General features: G+C 35.2%; 26 protein-coding genes and 1 pseudogene. 1 reads left to right on the top strand and 26 read right to left on the bottom strand.

Features of this window, described 5'->3' with window-relative positions:
- Nucleotides 1-20: 20 nt before the first annotated feature.
- The 8 genes and pseudogenes from rsgA to B5D12_RS04640 all read right to left on the bottom strand — a co-directional run bounded on the left by rsgA (nucleotide 21) and on the right by B5D12_RS04640 (nucleotide 7,506).
- Nucleotides 21-989: a ribosome small subunit-dependent GTPase A gene (gene rsgA, locus B5D12_RS04680; RefSeq protein WP_078755719.1), complete on the bottom strand. Its 969-nt coding sequence runs from the start codon at nucleotides 987-989 to the stop codon at nucleotides 21-23.
- 419 nt (nucleotides 990-1,408) lie between these two features.
- Nucleotides 1,409-1,718 (bottom strand): annotated as a pseudogene (locus B5D12_RS10630) (glutamine--fructose-6-phosphate transaminase (isomerizing)); the annotation flags it as partial.
- Nucleotides 1,719-1,998: 280 nt separating this feature from the next.
- On the bottom strand, nucleotides 1,999-2,619 hold the full coding sequence (locus tag B5D12_RS04665; protein WP_078755717.1) for a response regulator transcription factor: 621 nt from the start codon (nucleotides 2,617-2,619) through the stop codon (nucleotides 1,999-2,001).
- Between the two features lie 3 nt (nucleotides 2,620-2,622).
- Nucleotides 2,623-3,738, bottom strand: a complete 1,116-nt coding sequence (locus tag B5D12_RS04660; protein ID WP_078755716.1) for a sensor histidine kinase — start codon at nucleotides 3,736-3,738, stop codon at nucleotides 2,623-2,625.
- The gene (locus B5D12_RS04655) at nucleotides 3,735-4,496 is read right to left on the bottom strand and encodes an ABC transporter permease (RefSeq protein WP_078755715.1); all 762 of its coding nucleotides are present in this window, start codon (nucleotides 4,494-4,496) and stop codon (nucleotides 3,735-3,737) included. The genes B5D12_RS04660 and B5D12_RS04655 overlap by 4 nt, the downstream gene beginning before the upstream one ends.
- The gene (locus B5D12_RS04650) at nucleotides 4,489-5,382 is read right to left on the bottom strand and encodes an ABC transporter ATP-binding protein (protein WP_078755714.1); all 894 of its coding nucleotides are present in this window, start codon (nucleotides 5,380-5,382) and stop codon (nucleotides 4,489-4,491) included. Before B5D12_RS04650 ends, B5D12_RS04655 begins: the two co-directional genes overlap by 8 nt.
- 220 nt (nucleotides 5,383-5,602) lie before the next feature.
- The gene (locus B5D12_RS04645; protein ID WP_078755713.1) at nucleotides 5,603-6,367 is read right to left on the bottom strand and encodes a class I SAM-dependent methyltransferase; all 765 of its coding nucleotides are present in this window, start codon (nucleotides 6,365-6,367) and stop codon (nucleotides 5,603-5,605) included.
- Between the two features lie 128 nt (nucleotides 6,368-6,495).
- Entirely contained in the window at nucleotides 6,496-7,506 is a 1,011-nt protein-coding gene (locus tag B5D12_RS04640) for a S66 family peptidase (RefSeq protein WP_078755712.1), read from the bottom strand.
- Nucleotides 7,507-7,645: 139 nt separating this feature from the next.
- Between B5D12_RS04640 and B5D12_RS10625 the strand changes: the two genes are divergently transcribed.
- On the top strand, nucleotides 7,646-7,897 hold the full coding sequence (locus tag B5D12_RS10625) for a tyrosine-type recombinase/integrase (RefSeq protein ID WP_407645208.1): 252 nt from the start codon (nucleotides 7,646-7,648) through the stop codon (nucleotides 7,895-7,897).
- A 336-nt stretch (nucleotides 7,898-8,233) separates the two neighbouring features.
- Here the strand turns inward: B5D12_RS10625 and B5D12_RS10395 are convergent, their stop codons facing one another.
- From B5D12_RS10395 to B5D12_RS04555, 18 genes are all read right to left on the bottom strand, one after another.
- Nucleotides 8,234-8,551 (bottom strand): hypothetical protein, encoded by a 318-nt coding sequence (locus B5D12_RS10395; protein WP_143412038.1) that lies wholly within the window; start codon nucleotides 8,549-8,551, stop codon nucleotides 8,234-8,236.
- 35 nt (nucleotides 8,552-8,586) lie between these two features.
- Entirely contained in the window at nucleotides 8,587-8,784 is a 198-nt protein-coding gene (locus B5D12_RS04625; RefSeq protein WP_078755709.1) for a hypothetical protein, read from the bottom strand.
- 49 nt (nucleotides 8,785-8,833) lie between these two features.
- On the bottom strand, nucleotides 8,834-8,980 hold the full coding sequence (locus B5D12_RS10620; protein WP_159443861.1) for a hypothetical protein: 147 nt from the start codon (nucleotides 8,978-8,980) through the stop codon (nucleotides 8,834-8,836).
- 17 nt (nucleotides 8,981-8,997) lie between these two features.
- Complete coding sequence (locus B5D12_RS04620) at nucleotides 8,998-9,591, bottom strand: helix-turn-helix domain-containing protein (protein ID WP_078755708.1); 594 nt, start codon at nucleotides 9,589-9,591, stop codon at nucleotides 8,998-9,000.
- A 520-nt stretch (nucleotides 9,592-10,111) separates the two neighbouring features.
- The gene (locus B5D12_RS04615; RefSeq protein ID WP_078755707.1) at nucleotides 10,112-10,342 is read right to left on the bottom strand and encodes a hypothetical protein; all 231 of its coding nucleotides are present in this window, start codon (nucleotides 10,340-10,342) and stop codon (nucleotides 10,112-10,114) included.
- A gap of 545 nt (nucleotides 10,343-10,887) precedes the next feature.
- On the bottom strand, nucleotides 10,888-11,502 hold the full coding sequence (locus tag B5D12_RS04610) for an ABC-2 transporter permease (RefSeq protein WP_078755706.1): 615 nt from the start codon (nucleotides 11,500-11,502) through the stop codon (nucleotides 10,888-10,890).
- Entirely contained in the window at nucleotides 11,503-12,363 is an 861-nt protein-coding gene (locus B5D12_RS04605; RefSeq protein ID WP_016648319.1) for an ABC transporter ATP-binding protein, read from the bottom strand.
- 3 nt (nucleotides 12,364-12,366) lie between these two features.
- Nucleotides 12,367-12,741, bottom strand: a complete 375-nt coding sequence (locus tag B5D12_RS04600; protein ID WP_006309247.1) for a GntR family transcriptional regulator — start codon at nucleotides 12,739-12,741, stop codon at nucleotides 12,367-12,369.
- Between the two features lie 323 nt (nucleotides 12,742-13,064).
- Complete coding sequence (locus tag B5D12_RS04595; RefSeq protein ID WP_078755705.1) at nucleotides 13,065-13,262, bottom strand: hypothetical protein; 198 nt, start codon at nucleotides 13,260-13,262, stop codon at nucleotides 13,065-13,067.
- Nucleotides 13,263-13,265: 3 nt separating this feature from the next.
- A complete protein-coding gene (locus tag B5D12_RS04590; RefSeq protein WP_268762614.1) occupies nucleotides 13,266-13,730 on the bottom strand; it encodes a recombinase zinc ribbon domain-containing protein in 465 nt (154 codons plus the stop codon).
- A 362-nt stretch (nucleotides 13,731-14,092) separates the two neighbouring features.
- Complete coding sequence (locus B5D12_RS04585) at nucleotides 14,093-15,310, bottom strand: DNA helicase UvrB (RefSeq protein ID WP_200802997.1); 1,218 nt, start codon at nucleotides 15,308-15,310, stop codon at nucleotides 14,093-14,095.
- Between the two features lie 73 nt (nucleotides 15,311-15,383).
- Complete coding sequence (locus tag B5D12_RS10255; RefSeq protein WP_268762613.1) at nucleotides 15,384-16,361, bottom strand: DUF4268 domain-containing protein; 978 nt, start codon at nucleotides 16,359-16,361, stop codon at nucleotides 15,384-15,386.
- Complete coding sequence (locus B5D12_RS10250) at nucleotides 16,309-17,973, bottom strand: DUF262 domain-containing protein (protein WP_200802995.1); 1,665 nt, start codon at nucleotides 17,971-17,973, stop codon at nucleotides 16,309-16,311. The genes B5D12_RS10255 and B5D12_RS10250 overlap by 53 nt, the downstream gene beginning before the upstream one ends.
- 14 nt (nucleotides 17,974-17,987) lie before the next feature.
- Nucleotides 17,988-18,329, bottom strand: coding sequence for a DUF6508 domain-containing protein (locus B5D12_RS04575; protein ID WP_268762612.1), 342 nt, complete (start codon nucleotides 18,327-18,329; stop codon nucleotides 17,988-17,990).
- Nucleotides 18,330-18,399: 70 nt separating this feature from the next.
- The gene (locus tag B5D12_RS10390; RefSeq protein WP_078755703.1) at nucleotides 18,400-19,068 is read right to left on the bottom strand and encodes a hypothetical protein; all 669 of its coding nucleotides are present in this window, start codon (nucleotides 19,066-19,068) and stop codon (nucleotides 18,400-18,402) included.
- A 15-nt stretch (nucleotides 19,069-19,083) separates the two neighbouring features.
- Nucleotides 19,084-19,308, bottom strand: a complete 225-nt coding sequence (locus B5D12_RS04565; RefSeq protein ID WP_078755702.1) for a helix-turn-helix domain-containing protein — start codon at nucleotides 19,306-19,308, stop codon at nucleotides 19,084-19,086.
- A gap of 204 nt (nucleotides 19,309-19,512) precedes the next feature.
- Complete coding sequence (locus B5D12_RS04560) at nucleotides 19,513-19,707, bottom strand: hypothetical protein (protein ID WP_076765384.1); 195 nt, start codon at nucleotides 19,705-19,707, stop codon at nucleotides 19,513-19,515.
- Nucleotides 19,708-19,764: 57 nt separating this feature from the next.
- Nucleotides 19,765-20,223 carry an NAD-dependent epimerase/dehydratase family protein gene (locus tag B5D12_RS04555; RefSeq protein WP_078755701.1) on the bottom strand — a complete coding sequence of 153 codons (459 nt, stop codon included), beginning with the start codon at nucleotides 20,221-20,223 and terminating at the stop codon, nucleotides 19,765-19,767.
- Nucleotides 20,224-20,889: the final 666 nt, after the last annotated feature.

The raw sequence follows: 20,889 nt of genomic DNA, 5'->3' as shown, positions 1-20,889 counted from the left end.
GAAGAACCATTTACACAAAATTATTGACGCTCCCGTCTTCTTTTTAAAAACCGCTCTCTTTTTATTTCTTTTTCTAAATAATGATGATATCTTATTAGTTTTTCTTCAGATAATTTACCACTTTTTATAGCTTTCCTTACTGCACATCCAGGTTCTTTCATATGTTTACAATCATTAAATTTACACTTAGTTGAGTAATCAATGATATCATCAAAAAGATTTTCGTATTGCAGTTCTTTATGTGAATTTATCCCTTTAAAACCAGGTGTATCAATGAAATAGCTATCTGTTTCCTTAAGATAAATAAGGCATATATCCGTCGTTGTGTGCTTACCTTTTCCGTCATCCCTTACTTCATTCGTTAATAATTGAAACTCTTTGGAAAGATGGTTAATCAAAGTTGATTTTCCAGATCCTGAAGATCCTAAAATAATTGATGTGGATTCAGGGAAAATCGATTTTCTAAATTGATCAATAGAATTATCAAAAATCGATAAAAATTGTATTTTAATTAGTGGATAATATTTTTTAATCTCTTTTTGAATCCGTTGTGCCTTTTCAAAATAATCTGATTTTGTGATAATGACTTCGAAATTAACTTTTTGTTGATTAAATACAAGTAAGTATCGTTCAAACTTACCTATGGTAAAACGTTGATCTGCAGCAATTGCAATATAGACATTATCTACGTTTGTTGCGAGAACTTTTTCTTCACCTGAATAATTATAACTTTTACTTGTTTGATTGCGTGCTTTAGAAACTTGATTGAACCTTTTGAATAACTTTGTAATATAACTCTGATTATCAATTAACGTTAAGTGAACATAGTCTCCCACAAAATATTCTTGTTGTTCAGGTCTTTTGTATACTTTATAATCCTCTTCTGTAGACTTGACAATATAAAAAAGTCGGGTTTCTCCAACAATTCTTCCAATCATTTCACTTTCTATTTCATTTTTCTCTAAATACTTTTTTAAATGATGTTTCATATTTTCTCCTTTTGCTCAAAAGAAAAAGGATGAGACTATTTAATCTCATCCTTTATGAAAATATCATTCTTACTTTTCACTAAACTAATACATTAAACTGCTGTGTGAAATTAGAAGATGAATCGATAAATTTATTTTCAATAAACTCTTGAGATGTCATATAATTTTTCATCTTTCACACACCCTTTCATGTTCGATAATTAAAGTTTAGCAAGATATCATTATTAAGTCAACTAGTAAATATTTAATAAAAACATATAATCTATTTAGATGATTTGAAAATATATTTTGTCACACTTTTGTTCTTGATACGCAGATGGGCCGTCAACAACTCTGCTTTCGCTTATCAGCTCGGCAATCGTTGGACGGACGTAGAATTAATCACTTGTGATTAATTCTACTCCCATTCAATCGTTGCGGGTGATCACACCATTATGCACTAAATAGAATCTCTCACTATTCGATAGATGGGGATATGCGTTAGCTATACTTGGTTCTCCATGAGTTGCCCAACGCGTATGTCCGATGCCAACTATGCATTTATCTCTCTTTGTAATGAAGATGCCAATTCATCAACGCGCCTTCAACTTTACAAAGGATTTTATTATTCTCATTATCCATTGTGAAAATTCCAGCCGAATCATAACCTCGATATTCTAACCGATTTAACCCATTAAGAAGTCCCTCTTGAATATTTGCCTGCCCAACAATTCCTACAATTCCACACATATTCTCGCTCCTTCATTTATAAATTCGCTTTTAGGTGCGTGAATAATCCTCTGTCGAAAAGCTTACACTTTAATTTTAATATTATTCTGTAGACTACACTGCCTTGACTCACCCGCCGAAAGTTCGATAAACTCAATCCTCGTCACCTATACATAGGTCTGGCGCTATCCTAAAAAAATATTTTCTAAAAACTTACTTATTTTATAGAAAAAAATATGCCTGTCAAAATTGAGATTGAATAGAGTGTCGAATGTCTATAAAAAACGCTTCCTTCAAAAATCTATCCCTTATATTCCTGTAACCATTGATGTTGCTTAGCTATATTGACGGCCTCAACTCGTGATTGAGCGGCAGTTTTACTGAGGATCGAGGAGATATAATTTCTTACCGTTCCTTGAGAAAGGTGGACTGTTTCTGCAATCATTTGAGTCGTTAATCCTTGGTTAATATAGTCTAAGATTTCAAGTTCGCGGTCGGTCAGCGGATTCTTGGCTGTCCGTAAGACACTCTTAACTAATTCAGGAGAATAAATAGTAGCCCCTTCATTAATCTGTTTGATTGCTTCTATTAATGTTTCAGTCGGATTATCCTTAAGAAGATAACCATCTACTTCTAAGACAACTGCTTTTTCAAAAAAGTCTTGACGGGCGAAGGTGGTTAAAATAATAATTTTTCCCTCAAAGTGTTTTTTTCTGAGTTGGCTGGCTACTTCCAAGCCGGTCATTTTGGGCATCTCAATATCTAAAATGACCACGTCAGGATTTCGCAAAGTAATCTCTGAAAGGGCTGTTTGACCATTTGTCGCGGCTCCGATAATTTCTAAGTCTTCTTCCATATTAAGAATAGTAATTAAAGCTGTCTGAAGCATTTCTTGATCTTCCGCTAAATAGAGATGAATCATGACTTACCCTCCTTTCGGGATTTCTATAGAAATTTTTGTCCCAAAATCATTCGATATGGTAAATTTCCCGTGAACTTCTTGAATCCGTTGGTTCATTCCCTGCAAACCAAAAGTTGCTTGGCTGAGGTTTGTCTCACTAATGCCAATACCATTGTCATGAATCTCAACGTTTAGCGTATTTTTTGTCTGAGAGAAATTAAATTTTGCGCGACTAGCCTGACTATGTCTTAAGATATTGGTTGTTGCTTCCTTGATCACTGCTGAAATCACATATTGCTGTTCAATGGGCCAATCTTCGGTAATTTCCTCCCCATACGATAATAAAAAAATACCGCGATCATTCAGCGTTTCGCTGACTTCAACCATAGCTTGAGCAATCGTCCGCTCTCTTAAATCACTAACAATTTGCCGAACTAGGTTTAAGTTCTGACGTGACATGTTGGCAATTTCTTTCAGTTCTTTACGGGCGGCTGTCATATCCTTGGACATTAGTTTTTCAGCTAATTCCGCCTTAATAGTCATGGTTGAGTATGTTTGACCGAGATTATCATGTAAATCTCTGGCAATCCGATCACGTTCACTCTGCCGTACTATCATTTCAAGTCGGGTATGGTTTGCAGATAATTCTTGAATCCGAAAGGTTTCTTTAGCAATGACTTTGGCAATGATCGGTGAAAATAGGACAAATAACATGCCAATCCCTATCCACTCCCAGGTATCATTTGGCACATCCTCCCATGATAACCATAAAGACAATACCGTAGAGAAAATTGCTGATAAGTAATACCATCGGAAGTACTTACTCCGCGTCTGATCATTAATAATCCAAAAATTAAAGGCAAAAGCAAAGAAAATAAAGACACTCGCATAGCCCGTATAGAAAGTAATAACAGCCGATATCAACATTTGCAATAAGAATAGCCGGTCATTTTGGTATTGCTCAATATAGCCTCGACGATATAAAGCGTAGAAAATTATTAAAAGCATCAGTGTTATCCCATCACTTATGGAATCTACCGGCAATGCACTCACCAAAAGCGGCACCATATATAACAAATAGATATAGGCGATGGCAGAGTTATTAGGGATGAGAATATGCTTTCTAATAAAATTCATCATATCAATTGGGGCTCCCTCCGTTTTAGAATTAATCTTATTATAACGAGGACCAAGATTAAGGACAACGACCAAATAATTAGTCCAAGAATTGAATATCCGTCAACAAGCCCTTCATGCACCCATTTTCTACCTAAATTTGCCGCAAAATATGAAGGTAACATTCGGCCAATAACTTGCAACCATTCTGGCATGGTCTCAATGGGCCACCACAAGCCACCAAGGATTGCTAAAGGAAAACTAATCAGATTAGACAAAATATTTACTCCTGTAGTATTCCCAACAAAGGAAATAATAATTCCGAATAAACTAAAGGGTATTAGACTTCCGATGATGATGACAACCAAACCCAACCATTGCCCCATACCTAACTGCACATTATTAATAAAGAAAGCTACCCCTCCTAACATAATCATTAAAAATAAATAGAAGGGAAAATATATTAAGATCATTGAAAGGTAATATTGCCACTTTGGCGCCGGACTTAAGTCCACAAATAAATCAAAATGATTGAGATGGTCTTCTAATAGCGCACCTGCTGTATTGCTAATCGCAGTAATTAATACTCCGTAAATAATCATGGCTAGCAAATAGTCGATATTCCAAATTTTTAAGGCTGCTTCTGGTAAGGGAAAAGTGAAAATTTTGGTGTATAAAATATAGAAAAATACTGGAAAAATTAAGGCAAAAATAACCGATAAAGGTTTCCGAATAAGTTGACGCAGCATGTTCATCTTGGATTGGAATAAAAATTTATTCATGGCCTTTCTCCTTCCTAAAATGACTGAATAGAGTCTCAAGAGTGGTCTGCCTTACAGATAGGTTTGTGATATCATCAAAATAATCAACTAATTGCTTAATAATTTCGGTCACGTCTTGAGTAATTAAAGTGTAATGATTGCCTTGCTTGGTCAACTGTATCAAGGGTTGAATTCCTGAAAAATCTTCTTGTGTCCGTTGAGAATCGAACTCAATTGTTCCCTGTCCTTGAGTAGCCCTTAATTCCTGAATACTCCCATCAAAGGCAATGACGCCATCTTGTAAAATTAATAATCGACTGGCGATATCTTCAAGTTCTTCTAGATGGTGACTGGTGACAATAATTGTCTTGCCTTGGTCTTTTAATTTTCCTACTTCTTGCCATAAGTTCTGACGTGATCTTGCATCCATATTGGCGGTAGGTTCATCTAAAAAGAGGAGGTCTGGATTTCCAGCGATAGCTGTCGCAAAGCTTAAGCGACGTTGTTGTCCTCCCGATAACTTGGTCATCTCTTGGTATTCTAATTCGTTTAAGTTAGCGATTTCAACAAGTTCTTTATAGGGTAATGCCGATCCATAATATGACCTCGTAAGTTCAAGGACCTCGCTTACATTGAGTTTTTTTAGGAGGATATTATTCTGTAACATGATTCCCGTTTTTTCTTTCACTAATTGATGTTTTATTTTCCCACCAAACAAAGTGACTTCCCCCTGATTTGCTGATATCAATTGATTAATAATATTGATTAGTGTTGATTTCCCAGCCCCATTTTCGCCCAACAGCGCAATTATTTCGCCAGGATACACTTCAAAAGTGACATCCTTCAATACTTGCTTTTTCTTATAATGTTTGGCAACATTCTTTACTTCAACAATTGCTTGTCCCATTCTTATCCCTCCTTATACTTTTATTTTATGCCATTATTTATAAAGAAATAAGTCATAAGTATCATGACATCGTATGATACTTGTCATGTAAAAATACCTCGATATCATATTATTATTCAATTATGTGTCTAAATTTTCAGAATAATATAATAAAGCCCTTTGATATCCTTTAATTTCAATGTTATTTCCATTCTTCTTCTCAAGGTCGTATTATAGATGACTATAGTTTGATGCAAAGTGTCGCGATGTAGTCATTTCCATATTGTGATAACCTGTTTCTTTTATCACAGGATTCATAGAAATCTATCATAGCAAGACCATTTTTAAGTTGCCCTCTAATCTGAGCTTCTAAAGTATGACTAAATTCATATCCATATTCCGGATCTATTTGTATTTTACCTTCTTGCTCAAGTTTTCTTGAATTAAATGGTAATGAAAACTTTAAAAGTAATTTTTCATCAGGTTTATCCCATACAATGTCAGCATCATACATGTAAATCCAAGGATTCATGAAACCTACCATTAAAAGTCCACCCTTTTTCAATACCCTAGAGGCTTCCTTATACATATTTTCTAAATCTTCAATGTATGCGTTTGAAACTGGATTAAATACTATATCAAAGGTCTCATTCTCAAACGGAAAAGGTTTTGTCATATCTCCTTGAATGGTATTAATTTTTAATCCTTCTCTATTAGCAACCATCTCATCTTTTTCTAACTGTGATTTAGAAAAATCCATAATGGTTACATCATAACCTTTAGATGCAAAAGCCGGTCCTTGTTGACCTCCACCACAAGCCAAACCTAGTATCTTTTTACCATTGGCTTTGTCAAACCACTCTTTTGGAACTATTTTACCAACTGTCAATCCAACAGATAGTGGATTATTTTTAACTTTCTCAAATTCTTCATGTGACAATGCTTCTGTATAGTCATTTTTTACATTGTTCCATCTATCTTCATTAAATTTGATATAATTATTCATCTTACAATCTCCTGTAATTTTATTTTTGGTTTCGATTAAAGCTGAATATGTTCCCATTACATTTTTCTCACCTCGACAAATTAATATTTATTATAATATTTTAACATCATATAAATCAAAGTTGCTGATTATATAAACCTCTGTTCGACAATCCCTTTTCCATCAAAATATTCAACTATTGCAAATGCTCCATTAATAAAAGTGATTTGTGGTGGTTGATGTCCACAGTCGATGTCGTATATTACTGGAATTTTTAAATCATCAGCAATATCTTGATATACATCTTCGACTGTGTATCCTTGAGAATCATATGAGATAGGTGTTCTTCCAAATAGAATACCCTTACAGTCATCAAACCATCCCGCAAATTTCATTTGTACTAAACTTCTTCTCAGGTCCAATGGCGATAATTCGCAATTTTCTAGATACCAAATGATGGGTTCATTATTGATGTATTCTTCCCTGAAGCCTTTTACATTCCCAAAGGGAGTCCCTACCAAATGGCGAATTACATCAATACACCCTCCTAATAATCTTCCTTCTATTCGCATATTATTACCAGATAAAGATTTCCATTCCGTTTTTTTGTCAAAGTTAAATACATAATCGGTAGTTTTATTATGATCCCATTTACTTTGATACTGTTTTGATGAATATTGAGTATTTGATTCACCTGGCGATGTTTTTAATACATTCTCCCATTTTTTTGTTGTTTCGTCAGAATATTTACCACGTAGATCCACTAAATTGGTACCATGAGCCGTCGCTATTCCTGTTTTTAATGTAATAGGAAGCAATATCACGCTTATATCTGAATATCCGAGTATCCATTTATTACGGATACCTTCAAAATCAATTTTATCTAATATCTCAATCGCAAGCTCTCCACCCCATGGTGGAATAACTATATCGATCTCTTCTGACTGTAAAAATGTATTTAACTCCTTAGCCCTAATTTCAGATGGTGCTGACTTTGCCTTATCCTGAGTATAAGTAGAATCACCTATTATTAATTGATGATTAGACTCAAACTTTCTTTTAACTTCTTGTAGGATATAGTGTAACTGTATCTCAATACCTGAAGAAGGAGCTGTAATTCCAATAGAATAATTCGCTGGCAGTTTTGGGTATCGAATCATAAATGTTTCCCTCCTTTGTATTTCCCTCGATGTTGTATTTGTGCTTACATTATAACCTTAAGTACGAATATTTAAAACATATTATAATTGTTGAAACCCTTCTTACTGTATGTGTTTCGGTTAAACCGGTAAATCCCAAATATCAAAACTGATCACCATGATCAGTTCTAAAATTGATGTCCCTAAAATTAGAGTGCACGTTTTAAGACATAGCCATGCTACTTTTTTGATACGAAACAAAGTTAACATAAAGGTAGTCCCAAGTCGGATGCGACATAAGGACATTCAAACTACACTAAATACTTATGCACTTGTTTGGGATACGGCCGATAAAGAAGTCACAGACATGATAAATGAAATGTGCCCAAAACTAAAAAAACAGACCCTATAAAGACCATGATAATAAGCTTTATAGGGTATTTAGTTGTTACTCCCACTCTTCTCCTCAAGTCACGAAATGTTCCTATTCGTCACATTCCTGTTCTTGATACGCAGATGGGCCGTCAACAACTCTGCTTTCGCTTACCAGCTTAGCATTCGTTGGATGGACGTAAAAATAATTTAACGTCCGCCTCCGCACTTTAATTTTCTAAATACTGACCTTAAGGATTCTGGCAGTCGTTATCAGCCACTCATTTCGTCACATCAGTTCCTCATTCGTGGGATAACCTTGCCGGGGTAGTCCCAACAGCTCTTTCTTCGACTTCGTCTTGAAAATCGCTGGGGCCTACTCCCATTCAATCGTAGCGGGTCGTAAAAATATCTTTTGGCCATCATGGGAAGAAGTATATATAGTTGTATGTTCCATTTTCCTGCTCCTATCAAATTTAATTTTATTTAGTATAATACAAAACAAATTATTAATTATTGTCAAGTGGCGGTTTATATAATCTTTTTCAATCTCATCATTTTGTTTCTTCACAATCCAGGTAGGTGTGAACACCTCTGCTTTTGATTTGGTTCGTTCTTTTTGCATCTCCTTAGATTTGAGAGCACGCGGTTTAATGATATTTCCCATTCGCCCTGTAACTAATTCAGGTAACATCTGAGCAGTTGCCGCATAAGCTTTTGAGCCGAACTTCACATAATTTTCGTTTGCCCATATAATATTTTTTTCTTCTTCGAAGTTGATGTCGTTCGATCAATTAACAAAATATCCAATATGCCAGGCATTTGTTCACGTATTGTATTTTCAAGAATATCGGTCGAGCTAATCGAAACGATATTTCTATTTTTATTTTCTTCAATTGAATTAATCATAGTATCTCCTACAAACAAATAATTGCCTCCTCTCGCCATGGTTTAATCATCTCAACTACAGTCTTAATTATGATAGTAGATGTCCAAAATTCTCCACCAGCTTTTCCTTCAAAGCTGGCAAACTATTCGCTTCTTTAGGAACCCAGATGATATTCTCTGCTTCGTATTCATCTCGGTCTTCTTCAAATCCTATGTTTCCTGTTTTCTCGGTCATCTTTTTCCTTCAAATGTTTAATAGTTATGATCTTCAAAGACTTCAAATATTTCACCTTCAAAGCCTTCTTGTTCTGGTTCGCTACTTAACCAATCAGGTAAGACTTCGTAATAGTGAGCCAATGCTTCAACCGTTTTGTGTAGAACAGGTTCATGCTGTACTTTTTCAAGTAGTTCTACGATGAGACTATAGGTCTCCAAGTATGGATTATTATCTACTATATCCATTGCAGCCTTAAACCTTGATATGAGTTTTGCTTTTTCAATATCTCGTTCGATGGCATTCATTTCTTCTTTATCGTAAATGGGAACTTCAACAAGATCATTAATCTCTCCCAAAGAATACTGCTGTTCATGCTTTTTGATTACAGGCTTCAGATCTCTTTTCAGCTTTTCCTTCTGGATTTCTAACTGATCAATTTCACTAAGCTCACGTCCAAAGTAAGACTGATCAATACCAAAGAGTTCTTCTAATACCGGTAGATATTTCTTTGGAATGTTCTGTCGCCCTTTCACCCACATGTTAATATTTTGTTTTTTTATGCCAAGTTTTTCTGCAAGTTCTATATGTTGAAGGTTATAGAGATTTAAAACATATTCTAATCCTATCAAGTTCTCACCTCCTGGTGCAGAGCTATAATTCCACCTAATATCTATTGTACTTCGATTTATTGACTCGGTCAATAAAACGTGTAAATGTTTTCTGACTTTTTGACAGCAATTCTATCAACTCACCATTGTTTTGCCAATCATCTTATCAACTCACCACATCAACAATTATTTCGGCTGATATTTTTTTTATTTCATCATTCTTGGATAACTTCCCTCAAAGCAAAAATCCGTGATTATCCTTCCGGCTTGGAGCCAGATCTCAAATCACGGAAAGTCCTTATTTACACATGTTTCTACTCTATCACTTGTCTACCCTTGACATCAATACTACCGTCTCCACATGCCTTGAGGTGACAATAAATATGCCATGAAGACCCAGTGGCTCCTTGATGTCAGCTTATTTCCCATAAATCTCCACTTGAAAGCATAAATATTGGTATTAGCACGAAAAACAAAGTATGAAAAATCTGTCCAACAAGGCATTTTATTTTCGGAATACTTTTTTAATACATCACACTGCTTATGCAAGTGTAAAATATCCCATACAAAGAGCTATAGTTGACAGGATATAAAGAGAAGCCTGTAACCATTCTTTATCTTTTATATTTATAATCACATTCAGGCTTCCAACAACTATAACAGCAGTAACAACAATTAACCATGTGAACATTCCTCTAAGAAAGATAAACTCTAAAGCTGTTAGAGTTCCCACAACTAAAAATGCAATTTGAAAATATTTAGCTACCCTCATAATGATCTCCCTTTCTAAACAAATATTAATTTACTCTAGACTTTAAGTCTCCTCGATACTATTTCAAAAGTATTTTTTTCATAGATATAATAATGATTTTATCACTATTAAACTAAGTCTTCAACAGCCAAGTTGTAACTATTGCTAAATAGTTTTCTGATGTTTTCATCAATCTAAACATATATTAATCTCATTCGAACACATCTATTTATAATTTTAATTAGATTTTGATTATTTTTTACTTTTTTAAAATACAGTGGCGTGGGCGACTCATTGTAATTAGCAATATCAACCTTATATTCAGCAACTGTATAATTAGATACTAGCCCATTTCCATCATAATGTTTCTAGATATCCTTCTTCTATAAACATTATGGCATAATTTTTCCAGCTTCACAACTGCTTCAACATGTGTCGACCTTAAGCTATGGATTGATTTTGATAGGGTGGTAGGGTGGTTTTACTGATATTAACTACTCTCATCAGTCTACTGAAAAGTCACTCCAAACCACTCTGAAGGATACATAAGATTCCAATTAAATGTATTATAAATCCTTGCTCTCATAGACCTTAACAGTCAAGAACAATAATAAAGCAGATACCACTAGAACGATTAAAGCAGAAGATAGGATTAGAGTGGCTGGTTTTATTGATGATAGCCACCTTAATGCTCCTTGAATAAATGTGCTATTTGCTAATGTCCACCCAAACATTATTATTACTAGGAAAATTATGATAGTAACATAACTCATGAATACAGGGCCAAAAATAATGTACAACAATTGATAACCTAAAATTAACAGGATAGCCATGACTACAGTTAAGAAAACTTCTTTAATGCTGTTGCCTTTTAAACTTGGAAGTATGCTGTTTAACAATATTATAAGTGATAAGTTAATACCGACTTGTAAGAAATGAAAAATAGTTTTACTTACTACTACTTCAAAGCGGCTCACTGGCATACTTTGAATGAGGGCGTGATATTCATTTTTGTCTTCCAGACCATCGATATTTCGCATATTAAACATGGACAGCAGTAAGCCTAAAATTAAAGGTAATTGATCATTACTCACTACAAAGGAGACTAAGATAAGAATAATCAATGATAAAATTAATAGTTTTCGACTTACTATCCAATCTTTAACTAGTAATGCTCGCATTTAATTGTCTCCTTTCAAGTGATAAATCATAATATCTTCCAATGACGCTGGTTCAATTAGAACCTTGTCACCATAAATTTCTTGAAAAATTTTTGCATCTTCGCTCAAACCAGCAAAGCCAGACTCTCTCTCTGTATAACCTATTAATAAGTTTCGCATCTCTGAATCCAGCAATTGAAGTGGACCCTTGATGAGATTGTAATTTTCAAGCAAATAATTTTTAGAATCCTGAATTAATAATCTTCCATCATTAATAAAGATAATATAATCCGCAATTTTTTCCAAATCGGCTAGGATATGGGTGGAGAATAATATCGTCTTTTCTTGATCTTGGATAATATCATACAGTAAGTCTAGAATCTCCAACCTTACGACTGGATCTAATCCAGATGTTGGCTCATCCAAGATGATCAGATCCGCATTATGGCTTAAAGCAACGGCTAATGAAAGTTTAACCTTCATACCTGTAGATAAATCTTTTACTTTTTTCTGCAAAGGCAGCTTAAAATCACGACAGAGAGAGTCGAATTTATCTTTATCCCATTTAGGATAAAAACCGTTAACTAAGTTGCCAATAGAACAAACATTCAAATTTTCATAATAAATATTTTCAGCATAAACAAAACCTATTCGCTCACGTGCGGCTTTTCCTTCATTTTCATGATCATAGCCTAAAAGATCTATTTGTCCTGTATCCGCCTTAATCAAATCCATTATCAATTTAATGGTTGTTGATTTCCCAGCTCCATTGGGCCCTATAAATCCCGTAATATAGCCTTTTGGTATCCGTAAATTCTTTAAATCAATTTTAAAGTCACCAAGTGTTTTGGTAACATCTTTCATTTTTATCGCATATTGCATTTTTTATTCCTCCACTTTTTCACTGAAGCGTTGAACTATTTCTTCAGAACTTAGGCCTATACTTTTTGCTTTTATAATAACTTGTTCGATACCCGCATCTATTTCTGCTAGAATTTTTCTTTCAATCAAATCAATATCCAAATCGGCTACATACGTTCCTTGACTTGGGATGGACATCAGAAATTTTTCTTGTTCTAAATTTTCGTATGCTTTTTTAACAGTAATAACACTAACTTCTAAATCTTTAGCCAACTGTCTAATAGATGGTAATCGTTCTTTTTCCTTTAATTCACCAGATATAATGTTACGCTTAATTTCTTTTATTATCTGTTCGTACAATGGGACTTTAGAAAATTTCGAAAGATTAATATTAATCATTTAACTTCTTTCCTTCACACTTTGTGTATATATACCACATACACAAAGTGTACAGGTTTGAGTTTCTTGTGTCAAGCATTTTATTAACAAATAACAGAATCAGAGGGCACCTTCCGCCTGAAAGAAAATTTACTAAAAGGTTAATACCTATTTGTCCTCGAATTACACAAATGATTTTATTATTTTTGTTCAATTTATTCATATAAGAAAAGCTCGCTGTAGGTTTACACCAAATAAATTCAAAAGAGACTATTTCTGCATATCATAAAAAGAGAGACACAGAACTACACCATTCCCATTCTACACATAGTTCTATGTCTCTTTTATTTTTCTATTGTAATGATTTCTCCTGTCTTAAGTTTCACTTCAAGGCTATCTTCCTTAACACGCACTTCCTCCATCAACCGATTAACCAAGCTTTCATCATATTCCTCCAGCTTAATGTGCTGCCCTTTGAAGAAGGCTTTGATATCTGCTAATCTCCTACGCTTATCTTCATTAGTCGCATTCGTAATCAACAAAGCTTATTTCTTCTCTCTCAAGTCATAGATTTGTTCCACTAATCGTTCGTATTCATCTTTTTCGTTTCCATTTATGTACAGTTGCTTCTGCAATTCATGAAGCTGATCATCAACGTCCTCAACTGTTTCATCGTATTTTTGATTCAAGACTTCTTTGATGTTCATTTCTAATGTATCTAAGTAGTCACTATCCTCAATCAAGGAATTAATGACTTCAACAATCACTTCATGCAACATATCTTCTTTAACGGTTCGAGCCTGGCACTTAGAAGGGTTATCCATGCGGGCGACACACCGCCAAACCACCGCTTTACTGCCTCGACTGTTCCACTTGACCCGTCTAAAAATTTCACCACAACAGTCACAGATGACTTTACCAGATAAAGCATACTTTCCTTGGTAGAGCCGCTTATTCTTTCGTTTTCCTGAATAAAGATTACTTCGTCTGGCTTTTTCCTTCTTTGCCAGATGAAAGATGTCTTTAGAGACAATCGGCTCATGATTATCCTCGATATAAAATTGAGGAACCGTCCCATCATTAGGAACTCTCTGCTTGGTTAAACAGTCAACCGTATACCATTCCCTATTTTACCTCGGCAAATCATCTTGTGGGCAAGATTTCTACTTTTTAAAGCAAAAATGAGGTCTCTAGACATTCATCAAACGTTCAGAAACACCGTCCTTATGCAATTTACTCCTTAATTTTTTCAATCAATACTACACACTCCACATGGCTCGATACGACAGGAAGTACGTCTGTACCGCCTGTCCGTTTACGAAAACATATCGAGCACATTTCAACGTTAGCTTTTAAAATCGTTAATGTGTATCTAGCCTGCAATTAGATAAATCTTCTTATCATCAAAGCAGATTCTCTCTGTGTGATTATAAATCTGTATCATATCTTCCATTCTGTCTATAAACACACGTGTTTCAGGATTGCTGATTTCCGCAAAAGCAGTAATTGCACTCATCTCTATTTCTTTTGCATTTGATTTGATATGCTTACCACTATCCTGTAAGAATTCATCAACCTGGCCTTCCTTAACAAGTGGAATGCTACGAATGAACTTTCCTACAGCCTTGCTTGCAGTTCCGATTCCCTTCAGCACATTTACTTCTACCGATACTCCGCTTATCTTTTCAAGATAAAGCGAGCACTGGCCAAATAAATCTCTATACACTGACGAAAGCTTTTCTATTTCTTCTTTAATACCAGTGATATATTCTTCCTTAAAATTACCACTCAACATAATCTCCATCATGGATGCCATTGAGAATGTGTATAAGGAAAGTCTGTAGTATTTGAATTTTTTCTGTAAGTCCCTAAGTGTAGAATTCACCTGATTTTGTACAACAACAGGCTTTTTCGAATTAAGCACTTCATCAACTTTTTTCTGGTACCCATTCATATTTTTACGCGCAGTTCTTTGAATATCCAATACCAGTTTATGATTACTAGCCACAAAATGCTCATTATCCCAATTTAGCTTATACTTAGCGATAATGTTAGATAGCGTTTCAACGTCAGCTTCTATCTCAGATTCTTTTTCAATTTCCAAGAATGAAATTATCTGCTTCTGCATTTTCTCAATTTCACCAAGCTTCTGTTCAACAGAGAACAACGCAACCGCCATCATCATTGTAGCCGGATTTATCGCTGCTACAGACTGAGTTGTTGCGGTCAATGGGCCAGCCGACTGGAGCTGTGCAAACTTCGATGCACCATCTGCTGTTTTGAATGCACCCCAGAAATTACCGTTACTAGCAACCTTCAACGTATCTCCAACTGCGGCATTAGCCAATTGATAAAGACCCGTTGTATTAATAGTTGTTGTCTGTGTTACTGTCCTAAGCGCTGGCATTAATGATGATACACCGGCACCAAGCGTAGCCAACTCCGCAATAGGAACACTCAGTGATTTCTGTTCTGCTATATTTGCACGAGCGTCAAATAATAAACCATCTGCAATTTCAATTAATGCTGTTTCTTTTATTTCATCTGACGGTGCCATTTCTGAATTAGGCATTTTTATAATATCTGCCATAATCATTCTCCTTCCTAGATATGTATTAGATTTCATTACATACCTTGTAATTTTCGCGAACTAACTATTCCGCTTAATCCCCATCAATGACTGCATGCAGTTCATCTGCACACGCAGTTATCAATTCCGATTTTAATGCGACACATGTTGTTGCCAAGAAATCAATCAGCTCCGGCCATCTACCTGTATCGTTAAAGTCAACATTCTCTATCTCTACATTTACTGTAGAAGAACGTTTGACACCACGATTCCACCCAATGGCGTAAGGAACTATTTTTTCGATGTTATCTTTTCTTGCAAACATAACATCAAAGATTTTCTTGTTCTTTTCTCTATTCTTAACATCAATCCATATATTTGCACTTAAGGTATGCTTTCTTAATCTCATTGTACAATACAGATTGATGCCACCAATGCCAACGAAGCCATCTAATGTACTTCTCGTTGATGGAGATACATTCGAATATGTACTGTTACCACCGAATGCATCAACAATAACAGGAAGCGCCTTTGTCCAGAACTGCAGCTTCAAATCATCATCCGAAATATCAGATGGAACTACAATTTCTTCAGCACTTGATTCTTCTTCGATCAGCTCTGGCGGAATATCTCTGCCATCATTCACAAAAGAAATATGCAGTAGCTCTTCCATCTGTTCCTGGCTTGCAAACTTGAAATTCCAGCGTTCTTCCATAAAATGAAGAAGTTTTATGCCACGCTCATATATTTTGTTTGCATCCCAATCAGACTCTTTGCTGACCTCAATTTCGGAATGAGAACCGTTATAATACCCACGATTTTTCTTTTCTTCAAAGCTATCATTTTGTAATCTGGAATTGATGCTCTGGGAAAGAGGCAGCATATTACCAAGTGTCGCAGAAAGTGTTTTTATTTCTTCTGCAGTAAACTGTCTGAACTGATTTTTCCAATAAGCCTTTGTTGGCGTCTGAGGAAGGATGTGTTCCACTGTAACCTGGTCCTTTACAACCTTCGTTAAGTCAGCCCATTGCAGTTTTTTCGATTTTATATTGAGATACGAGTGAATACTCATATTCATATAAGAAGTATTTCAAATCTCTCCAGCTATAGAAGCCATCGTTTGAAATAAAGCGCTTATTCATTTTTGTTACAAACACCTGAATAGCACTTGGCGCATCGGCATCTGCAATTTCATTCAGAAGTGCTGCCACTTCTGTTAGTTTCATTTCGTTGTTATAAACCTTACGCGCATTACGGTAAAATTCACTGCTCTGATAACTGGACTGGTACATAGCCATACGAAAATCAATAAAAATAAATCTTTCCACAGCTTTATAAAAATTGATTCGTTCTTCCGCTGTAGCGCCGACACTAGGAATCAATGACACTGCTACTAGCGGTCTAAAATAGCCAATACCTATACGGTTAAGTCTACCAATCCATACTTTTTCTTCTTTTGAGATTGTATTGCACTCTTCTGGATAATACGTGTAATACCAGTATTCTGCCGTTTCATTAAGGCTATTTACGTAGTCTGCGATTTCCTTTGGTGCAAGGAAACCTGGCGCCATTTCTACTGCTTCATTTTCCTGAACGTCAGATGGATCATCTGTATCCTCATCATCAACTACAACAGGGATTGTGTCATCCTCCACAGGCGTTTCGTTCTCAGCAAAATTCATAAAAATGGATTTATGGGAGAATTTGCGCAGCAGGAACTTAATGTAATCATCGCCTTTTTTACGAGAATATGAGAAGTACATAATCCAATGCGCTCTCAAAAACTCATCATCAGACAGCGGAGTATTTTCATTTCTACCAAGCTGATAATAAACCTCTTTCCAGGCTTTATTTATTTTCTCACGCAGTGCTGCTTCATTAATTTCGTCCAAAATAGAACGGTCATACAATGTAGTAAGGTAAATCAATCTGTTCTTTAGTAACTCCAGATTTGTTAAACGCTTACCTCTATTATTCATTGTTTCGAAGGCAACAAAGACATCGTAGTCGTCTTCAATTTCATGAATGTTGAACATGAATCGAAGTGTAAGTTTTCTATACAGTTCAGCAATACCGTCCATACCACCTTTTTCATAAAAAGCGGTAATTTCTTTATTGAAGAATCGCTTTGCATAAAGCAGGTTCTTTGTATAATAGGTTTCTTTTAACGTTCCACCAAACTTCTCGCCGAATATTTTATGCTTGAGATATTCAGCGCTAGGATTGTCATTCTCATATCCGAAGAGATATGTAATAATAAATCCCTCTGGCGGTCTTTTTCTGCAGATATACTTTGCCTTTATATCTTTCAGATTCTCATATCCAAGATATATATTTTCATCCGGTTTGCTTTCGTTCTCAGGAAGAGAAGCAATAAACTCCACTATTTCATTCAGCAGGATAACAAATGTTGTAAGACGCTGCTGTCCGTCGACAATATGATATGGTCTGAAACCACTATCCAAAAGCCACTTATCATCTGTATCAAGTTTTTTTGCTTCATCCTTGCTCAGAACCTTCATCGATAACAAGCCAGTGTAATGATTTCTATCAGATTGAAGGTTAATCAAATCTTCCCAAAAATCACGCAGCTGTGAATCCTGCCAAGCGTAACCTCTCTGATAATCCGGAATTCTAAATAATTTATTTTGGAATATCTGAGAAAGAGATTGTAACTCATTCATATTCAGATGCCTCCTTACTCTATGTTTTGTAATCTTTCAAGCCACTTCAATATGTAGCCACTTTTAAAGAAATCTAGTAATGCACCATCACAGAAACGCTCAGCTCTTACTGCACCCATAAGAAGCGCAAGCACACACTGTGCATTTAAGCTTGAAACGTCAGCATCTTTCATAGAGTCGGTTCCCCATTCAAGACCATTTTCTTTGAGAATATCCCCATAGCGAGTAAGCTCCATATCTTTATTGCTTTCTTCGAAGGTATAAACATCGTCAATAAAGTTGCTCACCATTTCGGAATACCGCACACAAGGCATCTGTATTGGATGTTCTGGTGTTCCATCGTTTTCTTTATCAATAAACCATTCTCCAAGACTGTATGTCTAAATCATAGATAGATATTTTATCAAAATATCGAATTTACTCATCCTAATCCTCTTCAGTAACATCAATGCCAAATAGTCTCTGGAACTTATCAAAGTTATAAGGGTAAGAGTTATCGCCATCAAATCTTACTGGCTTATGGCCATTACTATATTCAAATTCCAACTCCCACTGTGTTCCATCAAGTACTATGTATCCGAAGCGTTTAGTTGTATAATGTCTTCGCCACTCACCGATATGAAGTTCCTTAAGTGCCCCAATGTAGCTATTCTTTGTAAATGGCTCCTCATTATCATCCAATAATAAAAGCGGTTCTTCATCTTCCCATAACTTTGTATACGCTTTCATTTCTTCGGATAACTCTACAATATAGGTGCTATAACCGCCAAAGTAACCACCAATATTAAAGGTGATATTGCAGATAGCATTTATGTTCGCATCAAAATCGGCTGCCTTTTCTTCAGACTTTGATAAAGTGTATGTTCCGCCAGCCTCAACATAGGCTTGCTTGGCTTTATCCAAATATTTACGGCTCCAATGAAGGCGGGTATCTTCACTTGGATGCATAACAGTTTTAATGTCATTATACGGGTTTTCCATAGAATTTTTGAGGTGACCTATTTCTTGCTTAAGTCCTCGGATGGCGGTCATTATTTCTTCTTTTGTTTTTCCTTTGAGATACTCTTCATAGTAACTTTCCGGACTAATCATCATATTTGACTGCCTCCTTTATTCGTTAGATATTTTTATTTCTTCTCCATCTGGTAAAATAAATGCCTGCACAAACTTGACACCTAGCACATCAGCAATGACTTTCAACTCATCCAAGGTTACCGTTTCTCGTTGTAATTTTTTATTGAAATTCTGTGGAGTCTGGCCAATACGTCTAGCAAGTTCGGAAACACTTATATTCATTTGCTCACACAGTTCTTTAATCATTTCTGCCGTAGTCATACAGCACCTCCAAGTTTACGCTAAGAATATTATAAACCATTTGGTTGATAAACACAATAGTTATTAAAATATTATTATAATCAGCAAGCAAAAGAAAATCCACAACTCTACTGTAGAGTCATGGGCTATCGGAAATTTATTTTTTATTTCTTGCCCTTATATAAAAACAAGAAGTAATCCTTCAAGAAATGAATTTATCATTATCTACGATTTGCTATCATCTTTCATTATTCTATCAGCTCTACCGAGACTTGAATATAGGATCACTATTGATAACCCTGAAGATAACACCCAATAACTAATATCGTAAATTGCTAATAGTATTGCAGTAATTGCTAATACCATAGCTGAAATTAATCCAATCACTACTTTTTTATCTTTCAAAACTTTATAATTCATTATTTGCTTCACCTCGCTGGATTTGAAGTTGTATTTAGTTATTCGACTTTTCGAACTTTAGCTTACCACTTGGAAAGGTGCTTGGGTGAACAAAACCTGTTCTGCTTGACGCTTGCCTTCACCGTAATCAACCGTTTTGTTTGGATCAATATCATAGGTTAATGGATCAAAGTCCGCCTCTACATATCCGTCTTTATTTCCCGCATAGGTTGCCAATGAAGAGGTAAAGTAATAGTGTTTCAATTGTTGACCAAATTTTTCAATACGGATTCGTGCATCCTCAGCGTTATAACAGATATTATCGAATACTGCATCCCACTGTTGTGCTTGAACTGCTTGCCAACCAGCATGAGCTGCATCGCTCGCATCTAACACAATATGTTGCACCTGACCCTCAAACGGAACAGGATTGTTACCTCGCGTCGCAACAGTCACGTCATAGCCTTTATCTAATAGTAATTGGACAGTTTTTTTACCAAAAAAATTCGTTCCACCTAACACAAGTATTTGTTTCATTTCCTTCACCTTTTCTGATTTTATTTAATTAAGTTTATTTTTTTTACAATAGTCCTAGAATATATAACTCAATCATAGTTGTCTACTTTAAGATACTAACGGCTGCCTAAAAAAACAACGACAAGCCTTTTGTCTAAAAGGCTGTCGCTGTTTTACTTCTATTTTATTCCCATTCTTCTTTTCCAAACGTATAGTATATACCAAACTATTCAAAATACTACATTCTAATTTTTCTTGTATCCCTAAATCCATCTAATTATAGAACATTTTCAAATTTTTAGTCCCGTCCCAGTCCCAGTACCAGAGAAATATTGTTTTAATATAATATCTCTTTTTGTCTTCGAAGCTCTTGAAAGCAAAAGAACAGGTAAAGAGTCAAAATAAGGATAAAAGGTCCATATTAGGGCAAATGAAAAGCTTTAAGACAGATGACAAAGCTAAGTCAAATAAGAAAGACCATAGTAAAGGTACAGAGAGATAAATATCGGCAGTCTTTGGACTGCCTTTATTTTTTTGTCTATAAATAACTTAAGCATAAAGCATATTTTAGGCAAAAAAGAACAAATAAAACAAGATAGTACAGTAAATGATAGATAATTGTTACCAGAATGATACTGGAAATAGTTTAAAATAATTTCAAAAGTGGTATAATTTCTATATAGAAAT

It is taken from the genome of Globicatella sulfidifaciens DSM 15739 (assembly GCF_900167405.1).
Taxonomy (GTDB): domain Bacteria; phylum Bacillota; class Bacilli; order Lactobacillales; family Aerococcaceae; genus Globicatella; species Globicatella sulfidifaciens.
Note: the sequence above shows the minus strand (reverse complement) of the source record. Positions and strands in the feature narration are given on the sequence as shown.

Bases quoted from the DNA above. Each gene is read 5' to 3' on its own strand.
- B5D12_RS04650 (WP_078755714.1), bottom strand. From the start codon at position 5,382: ATGGGACAAGCAATTGTTGAAGTAAAGAATGTTGCCAAACATTATAAG.
- B5D12_RS04560 (WP_076765384.1), bottom strand. From the start codon at position 19,707: ATGAATTATAAAGTTTTGAAAGATAAAAAAGTAGTGATTGGATTAATT.
- B5D12_RS04600 (WP_006309247.1), bottom strand. From the start codon at position 12,741: ATGATTAATATTAATCTTTCGAAATTTTCTAAAGTCCCATTGTACGAA.
- B5D12_RS10620 (WP_159443861.1), bottom strand. From the start codon at position 8,980: ATGACCGAGAAAACAGGAAACATAGGATTTGAAGAAGACCGAGATGAA.
- B5D12_RS04605 (WP_016648319.1), bottom strand. From the start codon at position 12,363: ATGCAATATGCGATAAAAATGAAAGATGTTACCAAAACACTTGGTGAC.
- B5D12_RS04660 (WP_078755716.1), bottom strand. From the start codon at position 3,738: ATGATGAATTTTATTAGAAAGCATATTCTCATCCCTAATAACTCTGCC.
- B5D12_RS10395 (WP_143412038.1), bottom strand. From the start codon at position 8,551: ATGTTACCTGAATTAGTTACAGGGCGAATGGGAAATATCATTAAACCG.
- B5D12_RS04610 (WP_078755706.1), bottom strand. From the start codon at position 11,502: ATGCGAGCATTACTAGTTAAAGATTGGATAGTAAGTCGAAAACTATTA.
- B5D12_RS04585 (WP_200802997.1), bottom strand. From the start codon at position 15,310: ATGGCAGATATTATAAAAATGCCTAATTCAGAAATGGCACCGTCAGAT.
- B5D12_RS04555 (WP_078755701.1), bottom strand. From the start codon at position 20,223: ATGAAACAAATACTTGTGTTAGGTGGAACGAATTTTTTTGGTAAAAAA.
- B5D12_RS04665 (WP_078755717.1), bottom strand. From the start codon at position 2,619: ATGATTCATCTCTATTTAGCGGAAGATCAAGAAATGCTTCAGACAGCT.
- B5D12_RS04615 (WP_078755707.1), bottom strand. From the start codon at position 10,342: ATGAGGGTAGCTAAATATTTTCAAATTGCATTTTTAGTTGTGGGAACT.
- B5D12_RS10255 (WP_268762613.1), bottom strand. From the start codon at position 16,361: ATGAGTATTCACTCGTATCTCAATATAAAATCGAAAAAACTGCAATGG.
- B5D12_RS10250 (WP_200802995.1), bottom strand. From the start codon at position 17,973: ATGAATGAGTTACAATCTCTTTCTCAGATATTCCAAAATAAATTATTT.
- B5D12_RS04645 (WP_078755713.1), bottom strand. From the start codon at position 6,367: ATGAATAATTATATCAAATTTAATGAAGATAGATGGAACAATGTAAAA.
- B5D12_RS04640 (WP_078755712.1), bottom strand. From the start codon at position 7,506: ATGATTCGATACCCAAAACTGCCAGCGAATTATTCTATTGGAATTACA.
- rsgA (WP_078755719.1), bottom strand. From the start codon at position 989: ATGAAACATCATTTAAAAAAGTATTTAGAGAAAAATGAAATAGAAAGT.
- B5D12_RS04655 (WP_078755715.1), bottom strand. From the start codon at position 4,496: ATGAATAAATTTTTATTCCAATCCAAGATGAACATGCTGCGTCAACTT.
- B5D12_RS04565 (WP_078755702.1), bottom strand. From the start codon at position 19,308: ATGACTACGGCAGAAATGATTAAAGAACTGTGTGAGCAAATGAATATA.
- B5D12_RS10390 (WP_078755703.1), bottom strand. From the start codon at position 19,068: ATGATGATTAGTCCGGAAAGTTACTATGAAGAGTATCTCAAAGGAAAA.